The sequence below is a fragment of the Rhodoplanes roseus genome (assembly GCF_003258865.1).
GTDB classification, from domain to species: domain Bacteria; phylum Pseudomonadota; class Alphaproteobacteria; order Rhizobiales; family Xanthobacteraceae; genus Rhodoplanes; species Rhodoplanes roseus.
In genome coordinates, this window is sequence record NZ_NPEX01000531.1 from 1 (window position 1) to 523 (window position 523).

Annotated in this window: 1 protein-coding gene; it reads right to left on the bottom strand. The window is 72.5% G+C overall.

Annotated elements, in window-relative coordinates; genetic code table 11:
* Positions 1 to 53: 53 nt before the first annotated feature.
* Entirely contained in the window at positions 54 to 500 is a 447-nt protein-coding gene (locus tag CH341_RS31000) for a SecDF P1 head subdomain-containing protein (RefSeq protein WP_111423497.1), read from the bottom strand.
* Positions 501 to 523 lie beyond the last annotated feature (23 nt).

A 523-nucleotide genomic window follows, 5' to 3' on the forward strand; every position in this document is an offset into this window, starting at 1 on the left:
GCGCTGCGCGCGCCCCGACCCTCCCCCTCCAGGGGAGGGTGCCATCAAAGGCCTCACTCCGTGACTTCGACCTCGAGGCGGGCGCCTTCGGCGGCGAGGCGGCGGGCCAAGACCTTGCCCTCCTCGACCGTGGTCACCGGGATCTGGCCGACGCCGCCGTTGACCGGCTCGCGGACCACCGGGCGCAGCATGCTCCGGCCGTCGACCCGGATGTCGATCCGACGGCCGACATTCTCGGCGGTGAACCGGGCGAAAACCTCGCGGCCCGCCGTGGTGAGGATGAAGTTGACGACGGCGCGGCCGCTGCGCTGGTCGGTGCCGGACACCGCCTGCGACACTTCGAGCCACACGGGGTCGGCCGTCGCCGGGCCGGCCGAAGCCAGCGCCAGCGTCGCCGTGAACAGGAAGATCGTCGTCTCGAAGGCCGCCCGGAGTCGAGCCGACAGGCTCCGACGCAAAAGGCCGGACGAGCCGGCCTTTGGCTTCGTGGGTGCGACCATCCGCCTTATTCGGCGGCCCCGGC